We start from the raw sequence: 19,152 nt of genomic DNA on the forward strand, positions 1-19,152 counted from the left end.
AGATGTGTATAAGTAGCAGGGAGCGGGGTCAGCTGCGGGGCTGCCAGAGGCCGTTGATGAGTACGGCAAGGACCTGGTCGGCTTCCTCCGGGGCGTGTTCCCGGGTCCAGGCCGCCGCCGCGATCAGGGCGTACAGGCCGGTGGCCGTGATGTCGTCCCGTACCTCCCCGGCGTGCTGGGCCCGTTCGAGGAGCTGCCTGCCGGCGGCCTGCATCGCGGTGCACGCGCTGTTCAGGTCGGACGTCTCGTCCTTGAGGCTGTCCATCAGCATGGTCACCAGGCCCCGGTACGTGGTGGCGTGGGTCACGGCCGCCCGTACCCAGGTGGCCAGTGCCTCTCCGGCCGGCTCCGTGGTGAGCAGTTCCTGTCCGGTGTCGCCGAGTTCGGAGATGCTGTCGCGGAGTATCGCCTCGAGCAGGCTTTCTCGGGTGGGGAAGTGGCGGTACAGCGTCGCGTTGCCCAGCCCCGCCTGCTTGGCGATGTCGTCGAGCGAGGTGTGGATGCCGTGTTCGTCGAAGGCTGTCCTGGCCTCGGACAGGAGTCGCTCGTAGTTGCGGCGGGCGTCTGCGCGCATCGGGCTGTCTTCTCCTTGGCCTGCGGGGCAGGATGCCGCTCCCGTCGCCGAGGGGAGCGGCACCGAACCGGGGTGTGGCCCCACATCCTATCCCGCGTGATTCGTGACGGGCCCGGGGCGTTGGTGCGACGGGCCCGACCCCTCCCGCTGTGCCGGGGCCTCCTTACGGTGCGGTCACCTCCCGTGCAGGGTTCGCGTCCTGCTCCGGTGCCGGTGCCGGTGCCGGTGCCGGAGCAGGTTCCGCTGCGCTCGCACCCGTGGGGACGGCACGCATGATGAGCGTGAGCAGGATGGTGAGTGCGGTGAATCCGGCGCCCCAGGCGAACGCGGTGGTGACGCCTTCGGTGAGGACGAAGTCCGCTGTGCCCCGGGCGTCGAGACCGGACGGGACCTCGTCCGAGGCGGCGCGGCTCGCGGCGCCGAAGACGGTGACCATGATGGCGAGGCCGAGCGCGCCACCGATCTGCTGCATCACGTTGAGCAGGCCGGACGCGGCGCCGGTCTCCTCCGGCGCGATGCCGGACATCAGGATGGTGGTGACGCCGACGAGCAGGGTGCCCATCCCCAGACCGGCGACGAGCATGGGACCGAGCAGCGCGGAGAGGTACTCGGCCTCCGGGGTGATCCGCGCGAACCAGATGAGACCGACGCTGATGGCGGCGGCGCCGACGGCCGTCAGTACGCGCGGTCCGACCCTGGGCAGCGCCTTCGCGGCGATGCTGGAAGCGACGAGGATCAGCGCGGCGAGCGGTACGAACGCCAGGCCCGCCTGGATCGGCGTGAAGCCCCGGACCTCCTGGAGGAACTGGGTCAGGAAGAAGAACATCGCGTTGCCGGCCGCCATGACGAACAGCAGTGACAGGTACCCGGTCGCGCGGTTGCGGTCGGCGAACAGCCGCAGCGGCGTGATCGGTTGCCTGGCGTGGGTCTCGATGAGGACGAAGAGCGCGAGCAAGACGATCGCGAGGGCGAAGGAGCCGAGGGTGAGGGCGTCGCTCCAGCCGCTCTCGGCGGCCCGGATGAAGCCGTAGACCAGTGCGGTCATCCCGACGGTCGAGGTCAGGGCGCCACCGAGGTCGAAGCGGGCGGGCTTGCGTTCGGTCTCGTGGATGAACATCGGGGCCGTGATCAGCAGGGCGACGCCGATGGGCACGTTGATGAAGAGCACCCAGCGCCAGGAGAGCCAGTCGGTCAGCAGGCCGCCGCCTATCAGACCGATGGCGGCGCCGGAACCGGATACCGCCGCGTAGAGGCCGAGGGCGCGGGCCCGGGACGTGTCGTCGGTGAAGTGGGTGGCGATCAGCGCCAGCACGGTCGGCGCGGCGACGGCGGCGCCGACGCCCTGAAGAGCGCGGGCCGCAAGGAGCATCCCTGCCGAATGGGCGAAGCCGCCGAGCAGTGAGGAGAGGGTGAACACGGTGACCCCGATGAGCATTCCGCGGCGGTGCCCGAGTACGTCTCCGGCGCGGCCGCCGAGCAGCAGCAGTCCGCCGAAGGTCAGCAGGTAGGAACTGAGCACCCAGGAGAGCCCGGTCGGGGTGAAGTCCAGCGCCTCCTTGAGGTCGGGCAGGGCGATGTTCACCACGTTCACGTCGAGGATGAGCATCGTCTGGAGGGCGAGCACGATGGCGAGAACCACGCCAGGTCTGCGGTGGGCCGCGGCCCCCTCGGCTGCCGGTGGGCTCTGGCCCGCGGTGCTCGTGACGGTCTCTTCACTCATGATCCGGAAACTCCTCAGAGGTTAAACGGGGGCTGCCCTCGTTTCTGCCTCCGGAAGATACAGGGACACTCCCCGTTTAACAATCGCGGTGGTACGCGGGCCGGTTGAGGTCTGACGCCCAAGGTCGGTGGCGGGGGAGCCGAGGGCTCCCTGCGTGCACCGCGACCGGCTCCACGCCCTGACTCCGTCTGTCGCCCGCCGCCCGTCGCCCATCACCTGTCGTTGTGGGCGGCCTCGGCCCGCGGACTGGCTCCGCGGCCATCACCACCGCACGCACCATTTGCAATGGATCCGACCTCTGACCGCTGAGGGCATCACGGCTGAGCGCGACGTGCCGGGAGCCGACTCGGCGGGCCGACCTGAACTCCAACAGAGCACGACACAAGCCCGATCGCCCGGTCTGGACCCTCTGTCACGTTCTGTTGGAGTCCAGGCCGAGCGCCGCGGCGCACGTCATGGACGGCCCTTTCAACCCCTGCCGGTCTTTGCGCGAGAAAAGATGGTCGGGGATCACGTCACGAATGGGGGAAAATCTCTAAGCTCACTTATGTACGGGGAGATTCATGTACAAGCGCCTGCCCATGCTGACCGTCTGTTTTGCGCTCGCCGCTTTCGGCGCGTCGGCATGCGGCCCCTCCAAGGACGGTGGGGCAAGCGCCTCGGCAACACCGGCCACTCAGTCCGCGTCGGCGAACCCGTCCGAGAGCCCGTCGGCGCCTCCTGCCGAAGCGCGTGGGCTGAAGGGGCTGTCGGCCAGGCTCTACCTCCGGACGATCCGGGAGCACTACCCGGATCTGGACGACATCAGCGACGAGGAGCTCGTGGCCCATGGCGACGCACTCTGCGCCGCCCGAGGGCAGGCCCTCGTCGACCAGGCCAAGAAGACCAAGAAGGAACTCGGGCTGACCGGAAAGCAGGCGTCGCAGATCCTCGGCACCGCACACGGCAGTTGCGGCAGGAACACGCTCGGCTGAGGTTCTTGAACCAGATCGTCGAGACGCGGAGGCGGAGTCCGGCGAGGTGGCCACCTGGGGCGCGTCCTGTCGATCCGGCTGGCTGAGTAAAACCAGGTGCGGCCGGTCGCCGTGATGGGGTGAGATGCGGGACATGACGATCGTTCTGAACGAGCCCGGCGTCGACGGGCTGACCGGGGCAGTGGATGCCCTCCGCGTGTGGCAGGACGACCGCACGCCGCTGCAACTCCATCCGGGAGACCTCGGCTGGGCCTGGGCGCTGGGCGCGGAGAGGCTGGCCGCGGCCGTCCGCACGTGGAGCGTGGACGGTCGGATCATTGCCGTCGGATACCTGGACGGCCCTGATGTGCTGCGCCTGACGACCGCGCCGGACCTGCGACAGGACGGTCATCTGGCGCGCCGACTGCTGGCCGACCTCAATGATCCGGAGCGCGGGGTCCTGCCGCCCGGGAAGGTCGGCCTCGAAATCCCCAACGGCGCCCTGCTTCGCGAGGTCCTCTTGGAAGCGGGCTGGAATCTGGACGAGCCGTGGACGCCGCTGCGCCGCGACCTCGCCGAGCCGGTGAAGGACTCCGGCCTGCGGATCGAGGTAGCGGGTCCGGAGACGGCTGGGGTGCGGACAGCGGTGCACCGCTCGGCGTTCGGCAGCCCGAGGTTCACCGAGGAGATCTGGCACGTCCTCGCGGCCGGGCCGGTCTACGCCGATGCCCGCTGCCTGATCGGCTACGACGACCAGGACAACGCGGTGGCCGCGGCGACGGTCTGGTCGGCCGGGCCCGGCAAGCCCGGCCTGCTGGAGCCGGTGGGCGTGCACGCGGACCATCGCGGTCGCGGCTACGGGACGGCGATCAGCGTCGCCGCTGCGGCAGCGCTGCGTGAACTGGGTGCATCAAGCGCACTCGTCAGCACCACGAGCTCGAACGTTGCAGCCGTCGCCACCTACAAGGCGGCTGGATACGAGCCGTCGTCCGAACGGCTGGACGTCAGCCGAGCCGCCTGAGAATGATCAGGCGGCGGCATCATCGCCAGGTCATCGACGGGTTCTCGTGGAAGGTACGTACGGGTGCGCCTCGGCGGTGATCGAGGTGAGCGTACGGCGATTCAAGTGCATCAACTCTCGTTGGTCAGCAGTGACGTTCGTCGAGCAGAGTTCCTGCTGTCGTTCGATGATCCGGACAACCCCAGGAACCCGCCCGGCACCGTAGATCAACAGGCCGACCGTCTGCTGGCACTCCTGAACTGAACGGGCAGCACGGGACGGGTCGGACGAGGAGCTGCGGCAGCCTCCGGGCTTCGGGCGGTTGCAGCGAGTTGTGCCTGGACCAGCAGGTCATGAGGGTGACGAAGGCCTGCGGCGCCGCAGCGCTACTGAGAGGCAGTTGGGATCGCCACGGTCCGGACGCTTCGTCGGGTGCGACGAGCCACTGAACCGCATCAACAGGTCCATTGGCTTGTCTTGCAAGGATCTGACATAGGCACTAGAACAACTTCCATTGGCCCTCGGAGACCACTTCGACGGCGTCACCGGTCACCTTGATGGCAGTCTGCTCGTCAATCGCGTACGCGGGACCTCCGATGCCGGCCGCCCACCGCTCTGCCGCGGCCATGGTGTTGTCCGGACAGTCCGGATGATCCAGGTGCGGGAAGATCGAAAAATCGACCACGCCCAGCGCGCGGTCGCCGCCGGTGGGCGGCTTCCAGCCCACGAAGTCCTCCCCAACACGGGGGGTCATCACCAAGCTCCCGGCGCTGAGGCCCACGTAGACCGTGTCGCGCAGCGACGGCAGGAGTTCGGCCAGCCCGGACTCCCGCATCCAGTGGCACAGGTACAGCGCGTCACCGCCATTGACCAGCAGGACGTCGGCCTCCCGGACCCAGGAGACCCAACGCGCCTCCTCGATGCTGGGCAACGCCGTGAGCTCCAACACCCCCACCGACTTCCACCCCAGCTCCGTCATGGGGCTGGGCGACTGCCCGCTGATGAACTGCCAGGGCCCGTCCGGATCGCCGCCGGGACCCCCGTACCCAGCAGTGGGGATGCACAGAGCGCGGGACTCGGCGACCGGCTTCCCCAGCAGGTCGACCAGCGCATCCTGGATGCTCGGGTTCTTGATGCCCGAGTCGGTGAGAAGAAGCCTCACGATGTCCCTCCCGAGGGAAGCCGCATGCGTCAGCAGCCAGCCGTTTGCCAACGCCTCACAGGGCCACCATGGCATGACTGCACCGGGTGCACTCGTGTCGTGGTGCAGCTCACGGCGCAGCGGTCCCACACTCGCAATACGTTCGTGCGACGCACCCCTCCTGCACCACGGAGAACATCAGCATGCACGTGACCACGCCGAACAACAGCGGACTGGCCGCCGCCGACCTGGAGAAGGGCTGGCGCACCCTCGGTCTCGAAGAGGGCATCTGGAAACCACCAGCATGGGCGCCGTCCCCGACGCCGTTCGGGTGCTGCCCGAGAGCATGCGCAGCGCCCACCCACAGGCGTCCGTCACGGCCGTGGGAGCCCAGGCCGAGCACATCACGAGCAGGCAGACGCTCGGATTCGCGCCGGCCCCAAGCTGCCGCCATGAAGTGGCAGGCCAGGAGCCTGTGGGGATGCCGTGGCCGGACCGGCTTGACCTTGACGCCGGGTCAACCCTCCATCCTTCCGGCAGGAGCTTCCGCACAGCCGACCGGGAGCTCCGCGAAGGAGGCAGATGACCATGGTGGTGACCCAAGCGATCGCCGGTCCGGCGATTCACGTGCGGGGTCTGAAGAAGGCGTACGGGAAGCTCGAAGTGCTGCGAGGCGTGGACTTCGACGTGACGCGGGGCAACATCTTCGCCCTGCTCGGTTCCAACGGTGCGGGCAAGACCACGACCGTGCGGATTCTCGCCACGCTTCTGAAGGCCGACGCGGGGACAGCCGACGTCCACGGCTTCGACGTCGCCGCGCAACCGGCGAAGGTGCGGGAGTCCATCAGCCTCACCGGGCAGTTCGCGGCCGTCGACGAGATCCTCAGTGGCCGGGAGAACCTCGTGCTCGTCGCCAGGCTGCGCCATCTCAAGGACCCGGGCACTGTCGCGGATGACCTGCTGAGGCGCTTCTCGCTGACCGACGCCGGCGCGCGGCAGGTATCCACTTATTCGGGTGGGATGCGCCGTCGGCTGGACATCGCGATGAGCCTCATCGGGAATCCGCCGGTGATCTTCCTGGACGAGCCGACGGCCGGGCTCGATCCCGAGGCGCGCATCGAGGTGTGGGATGCGGTCAAGGAGCTCGCCGGCCAGGGCACGACGGTGCTGCTCACCACGCAGTATCTGGAGGAGGCCGAGCAGCTGGCCGACCGGATCGCGATCCTCCACCAGGGGCGGATCATCGTGAACGGCACCCTCACCGAACTCAAGCAGCTCTTCCCGGCCGCCAAGGTCGAGTACGTCGAGAAGCAGCCGACGCTGGAGGAGATCTTCCTCTCGGTCATAGCCGGCGACAAGAGCGACGCCACAGGCGCGACAACTGGGGGACAAGGATGACCGCATACTTCTTCAGCGACACTGCCGCGCTCACGGGGCGCACACTGCGCCATGTCACACGCAGTGTGGACACCATTGTCACGACCGTCATCACGCCGGTCGCCATGATGCTGATGTTCGTCTACGTGTTCGGCGGCGCCATCGATACCGGGTCGGTTTCGTACGTGAACTACATGCTGCCCGGCATCCTGCTCATGACCATCGCCTCGGGCATCTCCTACACCGCGTACCGGCTGTTCACCGATGTGAAGAGCGGGATCTTCGAGCGATTCCAGTCCATGCCGATCGCACGGTCGGGGGTGCTGTGGGCCCATGTCGTCGTTTCTCTGGTCGCCAACCTGATCTCGCTCGCGATCGTCGTGGGTGTCGCGCTTCTCATGGGCTTCCGCTCAGGGGCAGGAGTGTCGGCATGGCTCGCGGTCGCCGGCATCCTGCTCTTGTTCACCCTGGCGCTGACCTGGCTCGCCGTCATCCCTGGACTGTCCGCGTCGTCGGTCGAGGGAGCAGGCGCGTTCGCCTACCCGCTCATCTTCCTGCCGTTCGTGAGCTCGGCGTTCGTGCCCACGGAAACGATGCCCGGCCCGGTGCGCTGGTTCGCCGAGCATCAGCCGGTGACGTCGATCGTCGACACGATCCGTGCTCTGTTCACGGGGCAGCCGACCGGCGACGACATCTGGATCGCGCTCGCGTGGTGCGTGGGCATTCTCGCCGTGGCGTACGTCTTCGCGATGATCGCCTATCGCCGGAAGATCGCCTGAGGCAGGCTGGGACCATGCTCACCATCAGTCAGCTGGCGGCGTACGCGGGGGTGACGGTCCGGGCGGTACGCCACTACCACAAGATCGGTCTGCTGCCCGAGCCCGAGCGCGACCGGTCCGGGTACCGGACCTACGATGCCGCCGCGGTCGTGCGGCTGATCCGGATCCGCACCCTGGCCGACGCCGGCGTGCCGCTGGCCAGGGTGCAGGAACTCCTCGACGCCGGCCCGGAGGAGTTCGTCGGTGGCGTCCAGGAGATCGACAAGAATCTGCGCGCCGAGATCCGCCGGCTGCAGGGCACCCGCAGCCGGCTCGCCCGGCTCGCCGCCGGAGAGCACCTGGCGCTCCCGCAGAGCGTCGTGGACTACCTCGACCGGCTGCGCGGTCTCGGCGTCGGGGAGCGGTACATCGAGCTGGAGCGGGATGCCTGGATCATGATCGCCGCGCAGGTGCCTGACCTGATCGACTCCGTGATCGCCAAGAAGCATGAGGAGCTGGACGACCCCGACATGGTGAGGCTCTACAGCTTCTTCACCGGGGAGATCGACTGGCGGGCCGACGACCCACGGATCGTCCGGATCGCCGACATCCTGGAGCGTCTGATGATTCGGGCCGTCGAGGCCGGCGAGGCGGGGACCGATGGCTTCGACGATCAGTTCGTCGCCCTGATGGACTCAACCATGCTGGAGTCCGCGCCGGGTGCCGAACTGGTGTTGGCTATCTTGAAGGAACGTGGCTGGAGGGGCTGGACCCGCGTCGAGCGAGTGCCCGCCGACAGGCTCAGCACTGAGCTGCCGCCATCCTGACGTGGCAGGTCCTGTTCCGGCGCGCGGCTTCCGATGCGCGGCGGAGCGCCCCTCCGCATCAGGAGGGGCGGTCGGCGCGCTCGTGGTGCAGCAGGACCACCTGCGAGTCGAAGGTACGGGTATCCGACAGGGTCAGGTCGAGTCGCTGCTGGGGTGTGGCGAAGACGGGCTTGCCGCCGCCGAGCACGACGGGGTGGACGAAGATCTGGTACTCGTCGATCAGCTGGTGCTCGGTCAGGAAGCCGGCCAGCGTGGAGCCGCCGAACAGCAGAAGGTGCGCGCCACTGTCCTTGAGGGCGGTCAGCTGCTCGACGACATCGGTGTTGATGACGCGGGTGTTCCAGTCGGCCTCGGCCAGCGTCGAGGAGACGACGACCTTGGAGGCCTCGCGCCAGACGGGCGCGAAGGCGAGGTCGTGCTCGTGGGTGGAGAACTCCTCGGCGCGAGGCCAGAAGCCGGACATCATGTCCCACACCACGCGGCCATACAGGAAGATGTCGGCGCTGTCGGTGAGGGCCCGCGAGTAGGCGGACAGCTCGGCGTCCATGCGGGGCCAGTCGAACTCGCCGTTCGGGCCCTCGATGAAGCCGTCCAGTGACTGGTGCACGAAGTGCGTGATCTTGCCCATCAGTACCGGGTCCCCCTTGGGGACTGGCGTCCGGACAGTCGCCGACCGCCACTTGTGTGCGATGTCCACATTCGAGGGGTGTGGTGATCCGCGCCCCTCAAGTGATCGTGCAGGAGCTTAGACGGACCAAGTGGGTGCTGTTCGCGTGGGGGCGGTGGCCCTGGCGGTGACCGGGTACGGAAAGCCCACGTGGGACACCTGCCGCGGCCATCGCCCGCGCCCGCTTCCGTGCCGCCGGCACCGGCTACCTCCGCTTCACGCAGGAGGAACCAGGTCTGCTCCGTACGGCCCGCGGTGTCCCCGGCCGGCGACGCGGCGGACGCACTCCCGCTGCTGCCCCACGTCGGAAGTGCTTGCTCATCCAAGTGCGTGGACATGCTGCCCAACGGCCGGGAGGCCAGGTGAACTTCCGCTCTCCGTAAGGCAGTTCATGTCGACGTATCACCCGGCCATGTCACCGTCACCGCCTAAGATCCATTGAAGGTGCCGCCCGGTCGGGCCAGGTTGGTCGGATCGGTGGGCAATCCCCCTGGAAAGGGGCATGAATCGGTATGACCGTCCCGTTACAAGCTCCGGCCCGAAGCCGTGCCGCACGGTTGGTGGGGCTGGCCCCCGAAGGGGTGCGACCGTACCTGGAGTTGCTGCGGCTCGACCGGCCGGTCGGGGCCTGGCTGCTGGTGGTGCCCGGATGGATCGCCCTGGGGGCGATCGCCGAGCCTCGGGACGGGGGCCTGCTCGGACTGCTGCTCCTGGTGTACGGAGTGCTGTCGAGAGGGGCCGCCTGCGGACTCAACGACGTGCTGGACGCGCGGTTCGACGCTCAGGTGCCGCGTACGGCGGGGCGGCCCGTCGCCTCCGGACGGCTGGCGGCAGGGCGGGCGCTGGTGCTGTCTGTCGTGGTGGGGGCCGCCGCTCCGCTGGTGATGGGGTTCTGGAGCCTGGAGGCCGTGGTGTGGGCGGCGGCCGGGGCGCCCCTCGCGGCGGTGTATCCGTACATGAAGCGGGTCACGCCCTGGCCGCACGTATGGCTGGGGATCACCATCAACTGGACGGTGCCGCTGGTGTACGTCCTGCTCACCGGAGAGCTCGGGCTCGAGGGCGGAGTGCTGTACGGGGCGCTGATCTGTTGGGCCGTCGGGACGGATGTGATCTACGCCTGCCAGGACCGGGAGGCCGACGTGCGCGCCGGGGTGCGGTCGGCCGCCGTGCTGTTGGGGCGGCGCAGCCGGGTGCTGGTGGGCGGCGTGTACGCGGGGTGTGTGGCGCTGCTCGGCTGGTTCGGGATCCTGGCCGGGCTCGGGCCGCTGTTCTGGCCCGGACTGTGCTTGGTCGCCGCGCAGTTGGGATGGCAGGTGTGGCGGGCCGACCCCGCGGATGTCGGAGCCTGCGGGCGTGCGTTCGGCACCAATCCTCTGTGCGGACTGCTCATCCTCGTCGCCGTGCTCGCCGGGCGGGTCGGTACCCTCGGCTGAGGGACAAGGCCCCTGGAGGTGCTGGTGGGACTGCGGGAACGGATCGCGGCGGAACTCACGGCGACCATGCACGGCGGGGATCTCAAACTGGAGCGGTACGCGGAGCCGCCCGGCGATCCCGGGCTGTTCGGGATCGCGCCGGGGGATCCGGTGTGGCGGGTGCACGGGCAGGCCACCGGGATGCTCACCGGAGGGTTCGCCGCGCTCATGCTCCAGTCGCTGCATCCGCTGGCCATGGCGGGGGTCGACCAGCACTCCGACTTCCGCGCCGATCCGGTCGGGCGGCTGAACGGAACCGTACGGTTCATCACCACGACCACCTTCGGCTCCTCGGGCGCCGCCCGCGAGGTGGTCGACCTCGTCCGCCGGATCCACACCCGGGTGCACGGCACCGCCCCTGACGGCCGCCCGTACCGTGCGGACGACCCCGACCTGCTCACCTGGGTGCACACCGCCGAGGTGCGCAGCTTCCTCGCCGGCCACCAGGCCTACGCACCCCGGTCGCACCGGCTGACCCCCGCCGAATGCGACGCCTACTACCGCCAAGCCACCCCCATGGCCGAGGCGTTGGGCGCACGGAACGTACCGCGTACGTCTCTGGAAGCCGAGAGCTACCTGGCCCGTATGCGTCCCCAACTCCAGGCCACTCCGGCAGCGTTGGACTCGGTGCTGTTCCTCCGCCGCTTCGGACGCACCCGACGCGAGCGACTGGTCGTGGGTCTGCTCACGAGCGCCTCGGTCGGACTCCTCCCCGCCTGGGCCCGCGCCGAACTCGGCATCCACCGCCCGGCGTTCGTCCGTGCCGGCTGGGACCGGCCTCTGGCGACGGCCGCCGGACGCACCCTTGAGTGGGGGCTCGGACCCTCACGGATCCAGGCCGCCGCGCGGGGGCGGCTGGCAGGTGCCCGGCAGGGGTGACGTCGGGCCGCCGTCGCGTTCTTCGAGGCGTCCGGCAGTGGCACGCCGGCCCACCGGACCGGACCTGGTCGTCGGGCGGGTGCGTGAGACGATCGGCAAACAGGCCACAAGGAGAGGGATTTCATGGGGGACAAGGGTCGGCTGCATGTCAGTGCGGAACTGCCGGGGGTCCTGGAGCGGATCGACGCGCTCGGCGGGATGCTCGATGAACGGGCCGATGCCGCCGAGGAGTTGGGGAGGCTGCCGGAGGACACGGCGCGGGCGCTGCTGGACACCGGGATCATTCGGGCCGAACTCCCGTTGAGCCTCGGCGGATACGAGTTCGCGCCGCGGCAGCTGATCGAGACGGCGGAGCGGGTGAGTTACCACGACGCCGCGGCCGGATGGACCATGTTCGCGCTGCAGATGATGACCGGGACCACCGCGGCGTATCTCGCCGGGGACGCGGCGGCCGAACTGTTCCCCGACGTGCCGAACGGGAAGTACGCGCTGCTCTCCGGGCACGGCACACGTCCCGGCCGGGCCGTCCCCGTGGAGGGCGGCTTTCGGGTCAGCGGCCAGTGGCAGTTCGCCTCCGGGATGGCGCATGCCACCCACATCCACAGCGCGATCCAGGTCGAGGGCACCGGTGAGCTGCGGGTCCTGGCGATGCCGAAGTCGCAGGTGACCCCGGACGGCAACTGGGACGTGCTCGGGCTGCGCGCGACACACAGCATCGACTACCACTGCACCGATGTGTACGTACCGCACGAGTACACCTACGTCGCGACCACGGACACCCCGGTCAACGGCGGCGCCGTCTATCGCCTCGGCCTGGTCAACATGTCGGCGATCGGGCACACGGGCTGGGCCCTCGGTGTGGGCCGGCGGCTCCTGGACGAGCTGAAACGTGTCGCCGCGGCGCGGGCCGGTTCGCGGGGCGCCGCGGTCGACACCTCCCAGTTCCACGCCGAGTACGCGACGGCGGAGGCCCAGCTCCGGTCGGCCAGGGCCTGGGTGAACGACGTATGGCAGGGCATCGAACAGACCCTGGACCAGGGTGAGGTGCCGAGCACGGAGCAGGACACCCTGATCCGGCTCGTCCTCAACCACACGACCTCGACCGCGTACGAGGTGGGCCGCACCGTGCACCGCTGGGCCGGCTCGGCGGCGATCCGCCGCGGCCCGGTCGACCGCTTCCTGCGCGACCTCGGGACGGGCACGCAGCACATCACGTCGAGCCCCGTCGTGCTCCAGAACTGCGGCAAGTGGCTGAGCGGCGCCCAGCCGGACGCCCGGTGGAGCTTCCTTGATCTGGCCTGAGTCGAACCTGACCTGAGCCGACCTCGGTCGGCCTCAGTCGGCCGCGGAGGGGACGTATCGCGGACGTATCCAAAAACGCATACGTCACCGCAACGTTCTCCTGGCTTCGATGGAGGCACGGACCACAGAGGTCCGTGCCGAGGCCGTGGTGCCCCGGCGCGCCGGAAGGCGCTCACGAAAGGGGAGCACGTCGTGTCACAGGAGAATGTTCGCCGGTCTCTGAGGAGGGCCGGCCTGGCCGCCGGTCTCGCCCTGCTGATGCTGGCCCCCTTAGGACCCGCCACCGCAGCCCCGGCGCGGGGCGGGAACGTACAGAAGGCGATGGAGGAGCTGGCCAGGGTTCCTGGGGTGGTGGGGGCCGTCGGCGGGGCCTACGTCGACGGGAAAGCCGTCGGTCTCGGCAGCGCGGGCTCCCGGCTGCTGGACGGCAAGGGCGGGAAGATACCCGCCGATACCCGCTTCCCGATCTGGTCCCAGACCAAGCAGATGGTGGCCACCGTGGTCCTGCAACTGGTCGAGGAGGGCGAGCTGGACGTGGACGACAAGCTCGCCGACCTGCTGCCGGTGGTGGTGGAGAAGGACCTGGTGACGCGGGCCGACGAGATCACGGTACGGCAGATGATCCAGCACACCTCCGGCATCCCCGACTGGTGGGCCGGCGAGCCGAACCCGGACGGCAGCGAGGGCGACCCCGCGTTCGACGTGTTCGACTTCACGACCCCCTACCAGCCGCTGGACCTGGTGCGGTGGAGCCGGGAGCGGCCCCGGACCGGGGACCCCGGCCAGAAGTGGGCGTACTCCAACACCAACTACACCCTCCTCGGCCTGATCGTCGAAAGGCTGACCGGCCACGACCTGGCCACCGAGCTGGACACGCGCCTGTTCGACCCGCTCAAGATGACCAAGAGCTACCTCAGGGTCCAGCCACCGGAGGGCATCAAGGGGCCGCACGGCCACGGCTACTACCCCGACGCCAACGGCCGGCCCCGCGACGTGGACCGGTTCAATGCCGCTCTCACCGGCGGGGGCGCCGGAGGCGTGGTCTCCACCGCGCACGACGTGAGCGCCTTCAACAGGGCCTTCACCCAGGGCAAACTGCTGCCGCCGGAACTCCAGCGAATCCTGACCGACCGGCCGCCCAACGGCGTGCGGCCCCAGGGCAAGGACCGCGGCGACGGTTGCGGCGACGACTTCTACATTGCGGGCGGGCTGGCCCCCGGCTCCATCGCCCTGACCTCCTACGCGCCGGACGGCCGCCGCCAGCTCGCGATGTCACTCACCCTGAGTGTCAAACCCAGCACCGTGGAACTCGACATCGGCAAGGCCGTGAAGACCATCTTCTGCCCGACCTCCTGAACGGACGACCACTGCGCCTGCGAACGGTTCCAGCGGAGGGGCGTTGGCGGTCTCGGACGACCGGCGCGCGGGTAAGGTGGGGCGGCGCTGCGGTCCGGTCGCGCGCGGTGGATCCCTAGAGGCAGAGGTGTGACGGGCGTATGAAGCGACCTGGAAGGCTGGGACAGATATCGGGGCCGCGGACGCGCCTGGCCGCGTCCCTCGGCATGATGCGTCCCGCGAAGGGATCGTCCGCGAAGGACCTGGTGCGCAAGGCTGCCGGGCACGACGCCGTATGGCTGGGAGCCGCGACCGTACTGGGGATGTCCGGAGGCAGGAACGCCCGCAGGGCCGCGCTGCGCGGCCTCGGCTCCGTGGCCATTGTCACGGTCATCAATCACATGCTGGCCAAGCCGGCCGCGCGGAGCGCCCGCCCGGTCCTGGATGCCCTGCCCGGAGTCTTCCCCCGGCCCGAGACCGCGTCCTTGCCCTCCAACGCGATGGCTTCGGCCGCGGCGTTCAGCGCGGGCGTGGTACTGGAATCGCCCCGGTACGGCCTCGGTGTGGTGCCGGTGGCTGCCGGCCTGGCCTATGCGCGGAGCCGTGGGGTTCCCCATCACCGCGGTCGTGTCGCGGCCGGGCTGATCGCGGGAGTGGGCGCCGCGCTGCTGACCTGCCGCTGGTGGCCGGTGAAGCCGGAGTCCGCGGCGGCGGCCTCCCGGCCACGTAGGCCCGCTCCCGCGCTGGAGGAGGGCAAGGGGCTCCACCTGGTGGTCAATCCGTCGTCCGGCGTCGCCTGGTCCAAGGACACCGCCGACATGCTGCGTACGCTGCTGCCCCAGGCCGCGATCACCGTCTTCGAGCCGGGGGACGACCTGGTGGAACTGCTGGAGGACGCGGCCTCAAGTGCCGTCGCGGCCGGCGGGGCACTGGGCGTGTGCGGGGGCGACGGCACGGTGAACGCGGCGAGCGAGACGGCGGCACGCCACCACGTGCCCCTCGCGGTCTTCCCCGGCGGTACCTTCAACCACTTCGCCGCGGACCTCGGCAACCAGACGATGGAGGACGTCGCCCGCGCGATCGCGGCAGGTGACGCGGTCACCGCCGATGTGGGCCGGGCGGCATGGCCGGAGGGCTCGGGCGTGAAACCCGAAGATGAAGCCCGGTCCGGCACGGACGGCGGTTCCAGCACGGACAGCGGTTCCAGCACGGAAAACCGGTCCAGCAGGGACAGCGGCGGGCAGCAGCTCTTCCTGAACACCTTCAGCATCGGCGTGTACTCCGAGCTCGTGCACGTGAGGGAACGCCTGGAGAAGCGCATCGGCAAATGGCCCGCGCTGGCCGTGGGCCTGGCCAGGGTCCTGGCGACCGGCAGCCCGCTCTCGGTGGTCATCAACGGCCGACCCCGCCGGATCTGGCTGCTGTTCGCGGGCAACGGCATCTACCACCCGGCCGGGTTCGCCCCGACGTACCGCACCCAGCTCGACGACGGGCTGCTCGACGTCCGCGCGGTGGAGGCCGGGACCCCGCTGGCACGAACCCGACTGCTTCTGGCGGTGCTGACCGGGACGCTGCACAGTTCCCGGGTGCTGACGACCGCCCAAGTACGCGAACTGGAGCTGGAAGTACTGGAGGGTGAACCGCACTTCGCGTACGACGGCGAGGTCACGGACGTCCCCTACCGACGCCTGACCCTCGACAAGGTCCACAAGGCGGTCACGCTGTACCGCCCCGCCGACCAGGACCAGTGGCTGCGTTGACATCGTGCACGGGTCACCTCAGAATCCTCGTGGCCCACCTGTACACCCGCGCGCCGTCTCCCTGCCGCCACACGGTGTCGTGCTACTGAGAGCGGTTGTACGTGGTCCCGCGGTCATCGCTGGTGGCGCGCCGCAGACCGTTTTCGCCCACGAGAGTCAGGGTCGAGGGTTTGCCAGGCGCGCACGAGGATTTCGGCTTCGCTGAGGTGACCGTCGAACTGCTCGTCTTGACGGCGTCGGCCTTCACGGAATTGAGCCTGGTTTCAAACACACAGCGGTAGCCGCCCCCGTCTTTCGTCGGTCCGACCGCGGTCAAGGTCAGCACTGTGTCGCCCACCTGTGCCTGTCGAATTACCATCCACCGGGTGTGGCGACCGAGGTCATTCTCGATCGTGCCCTTCCACGTACCGAGATACTTCTTCGGCATCGCGCCTGTCGGCGGCGCTTTGCCCGTCGGCGTTGCAGGGCCCGTCGTCGGTGTTTCTGTGGTCGTGGAGGTCGCCGTGGGCGGCCCACCCGCTGGGGGGCCATTCACGAAGATTTCCTCGTGGTAGACGTAGGAACCGAAGGCAATAGCGATAGTGACGGCTGCCGTGGTCAGTACGAGTCCACGGCGCGGCCGTCCTTTGGCCAGGACGTCTCCCCGGCGCAGCGGCCGTTCCCTGACGGATTCTCCCTCGGGCACGCCAAGGGGCACCGGCGCGAGGGTGACCAGGGGGAGTTGCCCGGGACGTGAGCCCTCGCTCGCACTCCTCACGCTCGTGAGCTGGGCCGGTGCCCCAGCTCTCGTTGCCGTGGGCAGGCGGTAGGCCCGGACGCCGATGATTGCGGCGGCGGCCCTGCGCCTCAACGGGAGGTCCTGCGCAAGGGGCAGGCTGCGAGCATGGCTCGGGCGCCGGTCGACTCCGATCGCGGCCGCGGCGGCGCGACGGAGCAGTGTGGGCCGGGTCATTCAGCGCCCCTCGGGCCCGCGGTCGGCCGTCGAGGGGCAGCCTGTTCGTTCGGCGGCCCGGTGGCCGGTGGCTGGGCGTCCTGCGGCTGGGGGGTCTGCGGCGCGTTGGGGTCGCCGATGACGACCTCCGCCAGCCGTGTGTGCTTGAGCTGGACGAGAATCAAGGGCGCCGATGCCCCGGCAGCGAACGTTGCGACGCCACCGCTGATCTGCCCCCAGGAATCCAGGAGAACCGCCACCCCGGCCCCCATCACGATGTGCACGACCGTTGCGATGCTCTGGCCCGCGACATCGTAGAACTCACCGAATGCGGGAGGCTTCCTCTCCGCCTCATGGTGCTCGGAGAGCCGGAACTCCTGCCTTCGCAGAAGCCATTCGGACATGCAGTCGTATGCGTGCACGACTCCACGCACCGCTCCGCCTGCTGCGCCGATCAGAAGCAGACTCGCAGTGTCCACGTGTCCTCAGCCCGTGCGGAGAGACTCAGACGGTCGATAGGAAAGGCTACGGTCCTCTTCATCACAAGAGAAGAGGACCAACCGAACCAAGCAGGCCATGGACCGTTGCCCAGAACTCCACTGTCGGGCCTGTGCCTGTGCCTGGGCTTGCATACGGCCCATTCAGCGCCACGAGGGCAGCTCATGCCCGGAGGCGGGCCTCCGTCAGGACGTCCCTGACTTCCTGCACCACGCGGGCAGCGTCCTCGGGGTTGTTCACCACATCTGTGTGCTGCATGTCGATGACGAGCACCTCGCTGGCCGAGTAGTGCTTGTGCACCCAGTCGTCGTAGCCGGACCAGAGCGTCCGGTAGTACGCGACGAGGCTCTCGTCCTGTTCGAAATCGCGGCCCCGCAGCCCGATCCGGTGCAGCACCGTCTCGAAGTCCGCTTTGAGGTAGACCATGAGGTCCGGTGCCTTGCGGTAGGGCAGGCCGTCGATCTCGCGCATCATCTCGTTGAGCAGTCCCTCGTACACCTGCATTTCGAGGGAGCTGATCCGCCCCAGGTCGTGGTTGACCTTGGCGAAGTACCAGTCCTCGTAGATGGACCGGTCGAGGACGTTGTCGCCCTTCTTGTACGCCTCCTTGATCGAGGCGAACCGCGTCTGGAGGAAGTAGAGCTGGAGCAGGAAGGGGTAGCGCTTCGCCTGGATCTCGTCAGGGCTCGCCGTGTAGAAGAGCGGCAGGATCGGGTTGTCTTCCACGCTCTCGTAGAAGACCTCGCTACCGAGCTCCTTGGCGATCAGTTCGGCGACACTCGTCTTGCCGATTCCGATCATGCCTCCGACGCAAATCACTGGCATACCTCACTTCCCCCTGGGGTCCTCTGTTCGCGGGCGCCCGCACAGCGAGGGGGCCCGGACCGGGGTGTGGGCAAGGCCATGTGCGTATGCCGCCGCGCACCTGGCACGTGTGCCACTTGCGAACGGGGGTGATCGCGCTGCGACCAGCACGCCCCGTAGAGCGCTGAAGGCTGTCTTCTCGCATCTGCGGAAACGGCCCCGACCTGCATGAAAACCTGTCGGGACGACAGGATTTGAACCTGCGACCCCTTGACCCCCAGTCAAGTGCGCTACCAAGCTGCGCCACGTCCCGATGCCCGTCTGACCTGGGGTTTCCACCGGCCATGCGTGCGTGAGAACCATATCAGGGGGACTGCGCGTCATTCCTCGGCCGGGGTGGGCGCTCGGGGAAGGCGTAGCTGGAAGCATGCGCCGAGGGTCCGGGGGTGAGAGTGCCTCCGTGTCATTGGGCCAGGTCGCGGGCGATGGCGAGGCCCAGGCCGGCGCCGCCGTGGTCGCGGGAGCGGGCGTCGTCGAGCCGGACGAAGCGTTCGAAGAGGCGCTCGGCGCCCTCGGTGGGCACGCCCGGTCCGTTGTCGTGCGCCGTGAGGACGATCCAGGGGTCCTGGTTCCGGATGGTGATCTGGATGCGGTGTGCGGCGTGGCGGGCGGCGTTGTCGATGAGGTTGCGCAGCAGTCGCAGGACATAAACCGCCCTCTCCCGCTGAGTGCGCGGAGCAGAAGGCGCCTGACGGGTAAAAGGCCAGGTCAGGCGCCTTCTCGTGCCTCTAGAAGAAGCCGAGCTTCTTCGGCGAGTACGACAGGGCGGCGTCGGCACGGACGATCGAGATGCTGTGGTTCGGACAGCGGCGGGAGAGTATCAGTTCGCTGACGGCGAGGGCGAAGGCGTGTCCCCGCTCCTCGGACTGCGGTGCCTTGTCGTACATGGCGATTCGCTTGCCCTCGTCGGACAGGCCGAGCAGGTTGCCCTCATGCGACAGGCCGAGCTGGGTCTCGGTGTAGGCGCTGAGCGCCTGGCAGTACTTCAGACTGCCCCAGTGCTCAGCCGGCCCGCGTGATGCACCACGCTGGGACAGCGCCAGCCCGCGGCCCAACTGATGCAGGACGTCCCAGAACGTCAACGTCACGGACAG

Annotated in this window: 19 protein-coding genes, 1 tRNA gene and 1 pseudogene; 11 read left to right on the plus strand and 10 right to left on the minus strand. The window is 69.0% G+C overall.

The genetic code is table 11. From position 1 onward, the window contains the following. Window positions 1–28 precede the first annotated feature (28 nt). Window positions 29–574 (minus strand): TetR/AcrR family transcriptional regulator, encoded by a 546-nt coding sequence (locus AOK22_RS01475; RefSeq protein WP_055696682.1) that lies wholly within the window; start codon window positions 572–574, stop codon window positions 29–31. A 163-nt stretch (window positions 575–737) separates the two neighbouring features. After that, a complete protein-coding gene (locus AOK22_RS01480; protein WP_107101820.1) occupies window positions 738–2,294 on the minus strand; it encodes an MFS transporter in 1,557 nt (518 codons plus the stop codon). Between the two features lie 563 nt (window positions 2,295–2,857). Here AOK22_RS01480 and AOK22_RS01485 point away from each other — a divergent pair. Together AOK22_RS01485 and AOK22_RS01490 are read left to right on the plus strand one after the other, a co-directional pair. Then, a complete protein-coding gene (locus AOK22_RS01485) occupies window positions 2,858–3,268 on the plus strand; it encodes a hypothetical protein (RefSeq protein ID WP_055696684.1) in 411 nt (136 codons plus the stop codon). 133 nt (window positions 3,269–3,401) lie between these two features. Further along, window positions 3,402–4,268 carry a GNAT family N-acetyltransferase gene (locus AOK22_RS01490; RefSeq protein WP_055696702.1) on the plus strand — a complete coding sequence of 289 codons (867 nt, stop codon included), beginning with the start codon at window positions 3,402–3,404 and terminating at the stop codon, window positions 4,266–4,268. Window positions 4,269–4,746: 478 nt separating this feature from the next. On the opposite strand, the gene AOK22_RS01495 is transcribed toward AOK22_RS01490, so the two are convergent. Continuing rightward, complete coding sequence (locus AOK22_RS01495; protein ID WP_055696703.1) at window positions 4,747–5,409, minus strand: Type 1 glutamine amidotransferase-like domain-containing protein; 663 nt, start codon at window positions 5,407–5,409, stop codon at window positions 4,747–4,749. Between the two features lie 283 nt (window positions 5,410–5,692). Between AOK22_RS01495 and AOK22_RS43930 the strand changes: the two genes are divergently transcribed. Genes AOK22_RS43930 through AOK22_RS01515 form a run of 4 tightly spaced genes read left to right on the plus strand, consistent with a single transcriptional unit; the run spans window position 5,693 to window position 8,350 of the window. Beyond that, entirely contained in the window at window positions 5,693–5,974 is a 282-nt protein-coding gene (locus tag AOK22_RS43930; RefSeq protein WP_055696685.1) for an AAC(3) family N-acetyltransferase, read from the plus strand. After that, entirely contained in the window at window positions 5,971–6,786 is an 816-nt protein-coding gene (locus tag AOK22_RS01505) for an ABC transporter ATP-binding protein (RefSeq protein WP_079036263.1), read from the plus strand. Before AOK22_RS43930 ends, AOK22_RS01505 begins: the two co-directional genes overlap by 4 nt. Beyond that, window positions 6,783–7,544: an ABC transporter permease gene (locus AOK22_RS01510; RefSeq protein ID WP_055696687.1), complete on the plus strand. Its 762-nt coding sequence runs from the start codon at window positions 6,783–6,785 to the stop codon at window positions 7,542–7,544. The genes AOK22_RS01505 and AOK22_RS01510 overlap by 4 nt, the downstream gene beginning before the upstream one ends. 14 nt (window positions 7,545–7,558) lie before the next feature. Then, on the plus strand, window positions 7,559–8,350 hold the full coding sequence (locus AOK22_RS01515; protein WP_055696688.1) for a MerR family transcriptional regulator: 792 nt from the start codon (window positions 7,559–7,561) through the stop codon (window positions 8,348–8,350). 58 nt (window positions 8,351–8,408) lie between these two features. Here the strand turns inward: AOK22_RS01515 and AOK22_RS01520 are convergent, their stop codons facing one another. Beyond that, window positions 8,409–8,978, minus strand: a complete 570-nt coding sequence (locus AOK22_RS01520) for a dihydrofolate reductase family protein (RefSeq protein ID WP_055696689.1) — start codon at window positions 8,976–8,978, stop codon at window positions 8,409–8,411. A gap of 620 nt (window positions 8,979–9,598) precedes the next feature. Here AOK22_RS01520 and AOK22_RS01525 point away from each other — a divergent pair. The 5 genes from AOK22_RS01525 to AOK22_RS01545 all read left to right on the plus strand — a co-directional run bounded on the left by AOK22_RS01525 (window position 9,599) and on the right by AOK22_RS01545 (window position 15,765). Next, window positions 9,599–10,450: a 4-hydroxybenzoate octaprenyltransferase gene (locus AOK22_RS01525; RefSeq protein ID WP_157872146.1), complete on the plus strand. Its 852-nt coding sequence runs from the start codon at window positions 9,599–9,601 to the stop codon at window positions 10,448–10,450. A gap of 24 nt (window positions 10,451–10,474) precedes the next feature. After that, window positions 10,475–11,368, plus strand: a complete 894-nt coding sequence (locus tag AOK22_RS01530; RefSeq protein WP_244164656.1) for an oxygenase MpaB family protein — start codon at window positions 10,475–10,477, stop codon at window positions 11,366–11,368. 123 nt (window positions 11,369–11,491) lie between these two features. Continuing rightward, window positions 11,492–12,670, plus strand: a complete 1,179-nt coding sequence (locus tag AOK22_RS01535; RefSeq protein WP_055696691.1) for an acyl-CoA dehydrogenase family protein — start codon at window positions 11,492–11,494, stop codon at window positions 12,668–12,670. Between the two features lie 192 nt (window positions 12,671–12,862). Continuing rightward, window positions 12,863–14,026 (plus strand): serine hydrolase domain-containing protein, encoded by a 1,164-nt coding sequence (locus tag AOK22_RS01540; protein ID WP_157872148.1) that lies wholly within the window; start codon window positions 12,863–12,865, stop codon window positions 14,024–14,026. A gap of 140 nt (window positions 14,027–14,166) precedes the next feature. Then, entirely contained in the window at window positions 14,167–15,765 is a 1,599-nt protein-coding gene (locus tag AOK22_RS01545; protein ID WP_079036265.1) for a diacylglycerol/lipid kinase family protein, read from the plus strand. A gap of 82 nt (window positions 15,766–15,847) precedes the next feature. On the opposite strand, the gene AOK22_RS41250 is transcribed toward AOK22_RS01545, so the two are convergent. The 6 genes and pseudogenes from AOK22_RS41250 to AOK22_RS01565 all read right to left on the minus strand — a co-directional run bounded on the left by AOK22_RS41250 (window position 15,848) and on the right by AOK22_RS01565 (window position 19,146). After that, complete coding sequence (locus AOK22_RS41250; protein WP_157872150.1) at window positions 15,848–16,462, minus strand: hypothetical protein; 615 nt, start codon at window positions 16,460–16,462, stop codon at window positions 15,848–15,850. 251 nt (window positions 16,463–16,713) lie between these two features. Continuing rightward, window positions 16,714–17,118 carry a hypothetical protein gene (locus AOK22_RS01550; protein ID WP_055696694.1) on the minus strand — a complete coding sequence of 135 codons (405 nt, stop codon included), beginning with the start codon at window positions 17,116–17,118 and terminating at the stop codon, window positions 16,714–16,716. Window positions 17,119–17,356: 238 nt separating this feature from the next. Beyond that, complete coding sequence (locus tag AOK22_RS01555; RefSeq protein WP_055696695.1) at window positions 17,357–18,019, minus strand: deoxynucleoside kinase; 663 nt, start codon at window positions 18,017–18,019, stop codon at window positions 17,357–17,359. A 218-nt stretch (window positions 18,020–18,237) separates the two neighbouring features. Further along, a tRNA-Pro gene (locus AOK22_RS01560) sits at window positions 18,238–18,311 on the minus strand. Between the two features lie 159 nt (window positions 18,312–18,470). Then, window positions 18,471–18,836: pseudogene (locus AOK22_RS43935) on the minus strand (ATP-binding protein); the annotation flags it as partial. After that, window positions 18,787–19,146 (minus strand): hypothetical protein, encoded by a 360-nt coding sequence (locus AOK22_RS01565; protein ID WP_055696696.1) that lies wholly within the window; start codon window positions 19,144–19,146, stop codon window positions 18,787–18,789. The pseudogene AOK22_RS43935 and the gene AOK22_RS01565, both read right to left, overlap by 50 nt. Window positions 19,147–19,152: the final 6 nt, after the last annotated feature.

The sequence above is a fragment of the Streptomyces silaceus genome (assembly GCF_001419745.1).
In the GTDB taxonomy this organism is placed as follows: domain Bacteria; phylum Actinomycetota; class Actinomycetes; order Streptomycetales; family Streptomycetaceae; genus Streptomyces; species Streptomyces silaceus.

Coding starts and splice junctions, on each gene's coding strand:
- AOK22_RS01545 (WP_079036265.1), top strand. CDS start 14,167: ATGAAGCGACCTGGAAGGCTGGGACAGATATCGGGGCCGCGGACGCGC.
- AOK22_RS01515 (WP_055696688.1), top strand. CDS start 7,559: ATGCTCACCATCAGTCAGCTGGCGGCGTACGCGGGGGTGACGGTCCGG.
- AOK22_RS01555 (WP_055696695.1), bottom strand. CDS start 18,019: ATGCCAGTGATTTGCGTCGGAGGCATGATCGGAATCGGCAAGACGAGT.
- AOK22_RS01535 (WP_055696691.1), top strand. CDS start 11,492: ATGGGGGACAAGGGTCGGCTGCATGTCAGTGCGGAACTGCCGGGGGTC.
- AOK22_RS43930 (WP_055696685.1), top strand. CDS start 5,693: ATGGGCGCCGTCCCCGACGCCGTTCGGGTGCTGCCCGAGAGCATGCGC.
- AOK22_RS01480 (WP_107101820.1), bottom strand. CDS start 2,294: ATGAGTGAAGAGACCGTCACGAGCACCGCGGGCCAGAGCCCACCGGCA.
- AOK22_RS01485 (WP_055696684.1), top strand. CDS start 2,858: ATGTACAAGCGCCTGCCCATGCTGACCGTCTGTTTTGCGCTCGCCGCT.
- AOK22_RS01510 (WP_055696687.1), top strand. CDS start 6,783: ATGACCGCATACTTCTTCAGCGACACTGCCGCGCTCACGGGGCGCACA.
- AOK22_RS01520 (WP_055696689.1), bottom strand. CDS start 8,978: ATGGGCAAGATCACGCACTTCGTGCACCAGTCACTGGACGGCTTCATC.
- AOK22_RS01490 (WP_055696702.1), top strand. CDS start 3,402: ATGACGATCGTTCTGAACGAGCCCGGCGTCGACGGGCTGACCGGGGCA.
- AOK22_RS01505 (WP_079036263.1), top strand. CDS start 5,971: ATGACCATGGTGGTGACCCAAGCGATCGCCGGTCCGGCGATTCACGTG.
- AOK22_RS01475 (WP_055696682.1), bottom strand. CDS start 574: ATGCGCGCAGACGCCCGCCGCAACTACGAGCGACTCCTGTCCGAGGCC.